The sequence below is a fragment of the Deltaproteobacteria bacterium genome (assembly GCA_009929795.1).
In the GTDB taxonomy this organism is placed as follows: domain Bacteria; phylum Desulfobacterota; class Desulfovibrionia; order Desulfovibrionales; family Desulfomicrobiaceae; genus RZZR01.
Map to the genome: position 1 here is coordinate 1 of RZZR01000402.1, position 1056 is coordinate 1056.

Sequence of the window (1056 nt, forward strand, 5' to 3'; positions counted from 1 at the left end):
AGGGAGCCCCGGGCGATTCCGAGAGCGCGGTGGATGCCCAGCTCGATATGGACGGTCTGGGTGCGGAGTTCCGCAAGGTCCTGGCCGAGGCCGGGGGTAAATCCGGGAACTTGGCTTTGCGGCGAATTCTAGGCTGGGACGAGGATATCTACGAGATCGTGCGCAGCGTCTTGCTGGCCGAGGGGATTATCGAGACCGGTTCGGGCCGGGGTGGGTCGGTCGTCCTGAAGGAAGACAGGACGATTTAAGCGCCCGTGCCCGAGGTTGAGTATCAGATCTCATGGTCGGGCCGCATTTGTGGGCGAGATATGGGGCATCTCGAAAAAATGCGTTCAGGGAGCGAACCCACGTATTCGCGTATACTGTCTACAATGGTCGAAAACGGATTATAAAAAATCGGCCCAATTTTTCAGTCGGGGGGGAGAACACGATGAAATTGCGATATGCGATGAGCTGGGTTTTGGCCTTCGGCCTGTTTGTTTTATCTTCTCTGCCGGTCCAGGCCGAATCTCCGGGCGGCTCCGTCGGGGCCTTGATCGAATCGGGAAAAGAGCACCGTCTATCAGGCCGACATGAGATGGCCGCCGAATCGTTCAGACAGGCCGTGGAGATCGAAAACGACAACGCCGAGGTCTGGTTTTTCCTGGGTTTAAGTTACAACGATCTCGGAAGGCCCGGGGATTCCATCCAGGCCTTTCTGGAGTATGTCCGTCTGGATTCGGAGGACGCCAGGGCTTGGTACAATCTGGGAATAGCCTATGGACTGGCGGGCCAGCAGGCAGAGGCCGCCGAGGCCTATCAGAAGGCCGTCCTCATCGAGCCCGCTTTTGCCGAAGCCTGGTTCAATCTCGCGGTCGTCTTTGGAAACCTCGGGCAGGGCCAGGACGAGGTGGACGCCTATCGCCGATGCCTGGATGCCGATCCGGACAATGCGGACGCATGGTACAATCTCGGGATCGCCTATGGGCAGAACGGCCGACCGGAAGAAGAGATAAAGGCCTACAAGCAGGCCCTGCGCATACGGCCCAACGATCTAGACACGTTGCTCAACCTCGG

General features: G+C 58.5%; 1 protein-coding gene. It reads left to right on the plus strand.

Features of this window, described 5'->3' with window-relative positions:
• Window positions 1-280: 280 nt before the first annotated feature.
• Window positions 281-1056: tetratricopeptide repeat protein (locus EOM25_15315; protein ID NCC26549.1), on the plus strand; the 776-nt coding region annotated here is incomplete at its 3' end.